Here is a 6,552-nt window from a genome sequence, read left to right as displayed (position 1 = left end):
GCATTCAACTTGAACGGATTCAACTTCAACCAATCGATTTCTGACAGCCAAGGACGAGTAGTACCAAGCTGGGCAGACGTAATCAACCGCGCAAACTTGGGTATGGAAGTAATGCACGAGCGCAACGCTCACAATTTCCCTCTCGATTTGGCAGCAGTTGAATTAGCACCAGTAGCAATGTCTGCTCCTGCGATCAACGGTTAATTTCTAGCCTAGTCTTCTCTAAACAAAAAAGCCTCTCCGCATGGAGGGGCTTTTTTGTGTCTTCAATCCCCAAGGATTGGGGATCGTTTTGCCAATGGGTTGCGATCGCTGATTGGCATTACCCTTAAAGATGTAAGAGCTTTAGCTGAGTGAATAATTTCTGTCAACGTAACCTTTCAAGGATCGTATATTGCTATATAAACTGACAGGTATCATCATCACTATTAGTTGAAAATCTGGCTTGTGTGGAGTCAGTGTCACTAGAGACAGAAAAGCTATTGGCGGAAGGATGTAACATTGACTTTGCTGCTAATTGTTCGTACAGAAATTTGATGGCTTGAATGATGTAACTGGCAGATTGTTCATAGGATTTGGCATCATTTAGCGATCGCGTTGTTTGCCACACCATTGACTCCGCCAATGACAACGAAGGATATGCATAAAATAGCTGCCGCAATAAACTACCTAAGGCATGGCTTCGCAACTCTTGCCACCTGTCGCGATCAGGATCGAAGGGATAGTACAGTATGGAAAACAATAAAATCTTGGATCGCATCGGATTTGTAAAGCGCACTAGTTCTAATCGCAAATCAAAGAGATTCATGAACAGTTGTGGATCAAAGGGAACTTTGTGCTTCAATTGCTCTTCATGGTTGTTAGAATTTATAACTGAAGAAATTATTTCTGGGTAAAGTGGTTCTAATTTGTTGACGAGGATCTGGGCGATCGCAGCATATTCCGTAGGCTTAGAAACCCTTTGCACTGCCTCGCTAATCAGTGCTGTCAACTGATTATAGGTGGGCATAAAGGAAACTAATTCCCTTAATAAGTTGCTCCAATCAATACTATTTAGTTGGCGTGGATCACTCTCCCACTGGTCTTGATAGGCATAAAAGAGTAATTTTTTGAGGCGGGTTTGTTGAGGATCGATGTCGATGTTGTAAGCGACTAAGGTATAGATATCAGAAATCTGGCGATCGCTATTACCATCGGGCAGAGGCTGTACAGGATCATGCTCAAAACCTGCGGCAATATCCTCAGAATTATCGGCAAAATTATCAGTTAAATAATGGCTATTAAGATCATCCGCTTCCTCAATATTCGTAAGATCTTCTAAATCTGTAAATAACTGTTCATACCCTTGGTCGATCTCTGCCGATTCTCCAGAGGGATTAGGTAATATCGCAGGCAATTCTTCGATAGGTGCGACTAGCTGTGCCGAACCCGCATTAATCACCAAATGACTGACCTGAATCACTTCAGGTCTTTGGGGTTGTGCGGTTTGTCCTTTGGTTGCCGTAGATGGACTGCTATTAATTGGCTCTTGGGCTGAGGTAAGCTCCTCTAATTTTGTATAGAGTTTAGATACAAGATTAAAAATTGTTTTGGCAACAATTAAATATTGACGCTGCTTAGGAATGGCGATCGTTTTTACCGCATTCACTAGTCCTTCTTTGAGATCCGCGATGCTAGGAAATTGCTGGTGTAAATCCTGCAATAGTTCTTCAAAACTAAAGTTATTGAGACGACTGATGTCATTCTCGAGAATGCCCGTACAAACTAGACAAATTAATTTTTTTGATCGCATTGGATCTTCGCTCATTTCCAAGTCATCGGCAGTTTCGGTAAATGCCAACTCCTTTGTAAATAATAGGGAGATCGCTTGGGGGGGGGGATCTGCTGGTTTTGATATAGATTGCACTGCCAATTGCTCTTGCTGATTATCCTGATTCCCAGCTTGGCTAGAAACTGTCAATGTGGCATTAAAGGCTGAAGCTTCAGGGTCAACATTGGGGTTGACAATGCTAAAAACCGTTTGTGCCTGCGATCGCATCAGCAACGGTTGCAACGCTTCTAGTACTTCGCCTGCCGATTGAAAGCGCATCCGAAAGTCAAACCGCACCATCCGATCAATCACATTGGCAAGGGTGGGCGTAACCTTAACTTTGTCATGCCATCGGAACTCACTGGTAACGGGATCTTCAGGAATTTGATTGGGGGGCAGCCCTGTTAAGGCTTGCATGGCAATCATGCCGATCGCATAGATATCACTGGCATAGATCGTTTTGCCGCTATATTGCTCATTGGGCATATAGCCTGGAGAGCCAATTACAAGGCTAGATGTATGCCCCAACTGGCTGATCGGCTGCGTGCTGACTTCTTTGACTGCGCCAAAATCAATGAGAACGATCTTGCGATCGCTAGCTCTACGAATTAAATTACTAGGCTTGATGTCACGATGGATTACCTGCTGTCGATGCACAAAATCAAGGGTAGGCAGAATATCAAGCAAAAAATCAAGGGTGTATTGTTCCCCCAAGCATTCACCACTTTTAATTTCCTGAGTTAGTACATCGCCTTCGACCAGTTCCTGTGCCAAAAAAAATTCTTCATCCTCTTCAAAGTGTGCCAACAAACTAGGAATACACTCATGTTTGCCCAAGCGATAGAGAACTTTGGCTTCCTTATCAAATAGCTCCCGTGAGATTCTTAGAATATCTAATTGCGATGATGCGGGCTTAAGTTGCTTGATCACACAGGTGGGGCGATCGGGCAAATGTCCGTCTTCTGCAATAAAGGTTTGGCTAAAGCCACCACCGCCAAGTTGCTTGACGATCTTGTAGCGCCCAGTCAGTGTTTTACCGAGCATAGTCATTTCCGTAATTACTTAGATGATTTTCGCCAAATAAAGGCAAAAACGATTAGCACTGTGTTTAATGAGTTTAGAACTTAAGCAGCCCCAAAAACTTTACCCCCATATTTTGACACTTGATTAGCTTCTTTGCAAGTTAATTTTCGTAAAATATTTAGAGCTTGCCAAACATAACAAACATACTCCCTTCCCACCAAAGAAATAGACATATAAAACCAAGAATTAGCGTTGCGGCGCTTTTCGCCGCAACATCTAATTTTTCACAGGGAAGGAAATATCACGGCTCTCACCTTGGAACGGGCTGGGTGAAAACCGATGCTGTAACAAGAGTCTCAAGTCTAAGCAAGTTGATTGGGTAGAAAGGTTTGGATTGTTTTGAGAAGATCTTGCTCAAGATATGGCTTAGTCAAATAGCCACTAGCGCCGAGCATTTTGGCAACAGCACGATGTTTCTCGCCGCTACGAGAAGTAAGCATGACAATAGGCAAATCAGCAAAGCGGCTCTCTTTGCGACAGATGGTTAAAAACTCAAAGCCATTCATGTTTGGCATTTCCACATCGCAGATTACCCCTTGGATCATTGGGGAACGCGACAGTTGCTCGATCGCCTCACGCCCATCACCAGCTTGGATCACTTGATAACCAAACTTCGCTAGAGTCAGATAAAGCGATTGCCTTGCGGTTAGAGAGTCATCAACGATCAACAGTGTTTTGCGTTGAATCGGTTTAGCAGCATGAATTCTACTATCCATAATGTCGCTATCAAGCTTGCTTAGTTCGCTGACAGGCTTGAAGTTAGCATAATTGATGGAACTTAGGGCAGTACTATCAATCACTGGTACGAGTGTGCCATCGCCCAAAACTGTGCAACCATAGAGATAGGGGGGTGGGACGATCGCTTTGCCAAAGGGTTTGATCGCTAATTCCTGCTCACTAAGAACGCGATCTATGGGAATTGCAAATAAATCATTGCCGTCGGCAAACAGTAGAAGTGTGGTTTGATTTTCCTCGGTAAAGGCATCGATATTTAGTAAATCAAGGGGCTTCTTGGGGAGTGGATAGCCATCGGCAAATATAGAAGTTGGATATAATGGAATCAACCGATTTTCTAAGCGGAAAAATTCCTTGCCTTGAATAATGAGGATCGTTTCTGAGTCAACAGTGACAATACCTAATAGAGAATCAACAGCGATCGCCATGAGTCGATCCTGTACGCTAAAGATTAAGAGCTTCGCAATACTAAGAGTGAGAGGCAATTTGATTGTAAAAGTTGTCCCCTGTCCTAACTCTGACTTAATTTCGATAGAACCTTTGAGGTTGCGAACCTGCTCTTGGACGGTCGACAACCCCATGCCGCGCCCTGAAAGCTCAGAAACAGTCTCAGCAGTTGAGAAGTTGGGGGCGAATAGAAATTGATAAATCTCGGCTTGACTCGCTTGCTCTGCTTGTTCGGGAGTAATCAGTTCTAGGGCGATCGCTTTTGCCTTGACCTTTTCTACATTAATGCCATACCCATCATCTTTGATTTCGATATAGGTCAAATTGCCTCGGTAGTAAGCACGGATTTCGATGGAAGCAATCACTGACTTACCTTGTTCTAATCTTTCTTGGGTGGTTTCAGTACCATGATCGAAGGCATTACGTACTAAATGGACAAAGGGATCATAGAGTTTTTCTAGTACTGACTTATCAACTAATGTGCCTGTGCCAAGTAGCTTTAGGTTGACCTGTTTATTATATTTATTGGATAGTTCTCGCACCATACGCGGCAGGCTGCTCAGGATATCGCCGAGGGGCAGCATTCTTGACCATAGCAGGTCATAGCGCAATTGCTTGAGAATTTGTTGTTTGCGGCGTTGAGTTTGTTGCTTTTGCTGCATTAAAACTGTCATATCACGCATTCCTTCATCCATTTGCGCGATTTCTTCAAGGGCTTCTTGAATAAAACTATGCAAACGACTGTAAGAATCCATTTGTAATGGATCAAAATCTGCTAATAGATTAGATGTGCTAGGTAATATCTGGGTTTGAAAATTAGCATTAAAAGCTGTAAGCTGCGAGGTAACGGCGCTAAAATCTTGGGCCTTGACCTGCGATCGCTGGGCTTTGTCGAGCCAAGTTTGGAGATTTTTGGAAAGATGATCAAAGCTTTTAAATTGTTTTTGAATACGTTCAATTTTTGATTGTAACTGTTGATTTTGCAAAATCGAAGCATTTTCTTGAGTCACCAGTTCACTGGAAGCATTATTCAGTCTCTCCAGTCTACTTAAGTCAACCTTGATAGATTCTGAAATATAGGGGGTTGTATTTTCAGTAGCTTTAATTTTTGAGATTGGCTCTACGTTCTGAAGATTTGCCCCAATATTTGCCCCAATATTTGCCTGAATATTAGTTGTAAGATCAGTTCGTCTAGGTGGAATGTTGAAATTAGTTAATGAGTTCTCAATAATTTGATTAGATTCTTGCTCTATCAATGGATCGACTAATAAATTATCCACATCTAAATCAACATTGTTAAATATTGAATCTACAGTTTCAAATTTATATAGCTCTAAATCATCGTGAAAACTAGCAAGATTGGCAAACTCTTCGGTATTTAATGTATTAAGATCACAAAGATTCTCGTGATTCTGATTGTTAATTTGGTGTGTATTTTGCCGATCTTCTTGAATGTCTGGCTGAATGTCTTGGCGGTCTTCTAGTAATTCTTCGAGTTCGTTGAATTCGTCATTTAACTTAAGCAATTCTAAGCTGTGATTTTCTTCAGTCTGATTGATTGCAAAAATCGAATTAATTGCGCCGAAATCGCCAAAAGCATCTAAATCCGAGGAGAAAATTAATTCATTCGATTGATTTTCTATAGGATCATTGAGTTCAGATAATGGGGATGTTGCGCGGATGTCGAAGGGATTGGCTTGAGTAAGGGCAGTTAACTCGTCACTGGGTTCACCGCCACTGGTGCGATCACCTGCTAAAACTTGGGCGCGGGCTGCCTCAAAATTAGCAACTGCCACCTTGCCCACCAAGACAGGATCATCGAGGTGATTCTCTAAAGCCTTAATCGTGGCGTTGGCGATCGCCTTGAATCCTGATAAATTTAATAATTCCCCGATGCCACTAAATACTTCTACTTGCGCTCTAATTTCGCCAATAACAGGTACTCCTTCAGGATTAGCAAGGACATTTTTTAGGCGCAGGATGCCCTGCTGCACATCGCCGTCAAAGACAATCTGCACAATATCCACACCTAATTCGGCGGCAGTGGGTAGTTCAGCATCTTCATCCACACTCCCAAAATAGAGACTGAGAACTTCAAAAATTGGCTCGGCGGATTCTATAGCTGACTGTTCATTATATCTACCTGTTTGAATTTGTTCTAATAGCGGAATGCGTAAACAGTCGTAAGCTTGGAGGAGTAAGCCTTCGACATCGGCATCAATTTCGCCTTCATAACGATAGAGAGAGCGGTAAATATCCTCTAAACGGTGTGCGATCGATTTGATGCCTTCAAAGTTGAGACTTGCCGCCCCGCCCTTAATGGAGTGCGCCGCCCGCATAATTGAGTGAATATTATTCGTGCTGAAGTCATTTCGTAAAGAAAGCAGACCAGTTTCAATTGTCTGCAAAAACTCTGGCGCTTCTTGCTTAAAGAACTGATACGCTTGATCTTGGATTTCTATTTCTGTGCTGTACAT

Annotated in this window: 2 protein-coding genes and 1 pseudogene; 1 reads left to right on the top strand and 2 read right to left on the bottom strand. The window is 42.6% G+C overall.

The window, feature by feature from the left end; all coding sequences use genetic code 11:
- Positions 1 to 204 (top strand): annotated as a pseudogene (locus H6F44_RS15900) (photosystem II q(b) protein); the annotation flags it as partial.
- Positions 205 to 397: 193 nt separating this feature from the next.
- Here the strand turns inward: H6F44_RS15900 and H6F44_RS15895 are convergent.
- Together H6F44_RS15895 and H6F44_RS15890 are read right to left on the bottom strand one after the other, a co-directional pair.
- Entirely contained in the window at positions 398 to 2,854 is a 2,457-nt protein-coding gene (locus H6F44_RS15895; protein ID WP_190352010.1) for a serine/threonine-protein kinase, read from the bottom strand.
- A gap of 341 nt (positions 2,855 to 3,195) precedes the next feature.
- Positions 3,196 to 6,552 (bottom strand): hybrid sensor histidine kinase/response regulator, encoded by a 3,357-nt coding sequence (locus H6F44_RS15890; protein WP_190352009.1) that lies wholly within the window; start codon positions 6,550 to 6,552, stop codon positions 3,196 to 3,198.

The sequence above is a fragment of the Pseudanabaena cinerea FACHB-1277 genome (assembly GCF_014696345.1).
Taxonomy (GTDB): domain Bacteria; phylum Cyanobacteriota; class Cyanobacteriia; order Pseudanabaenales; family Pseudanabaenaceae; genus Pseudanabaena; species Pseudanabaena cinerea.
Note: the sequence above shows the minus strand (reverse complement) of the source record. Positions and strands in the feature narration are given on the sequence as shown.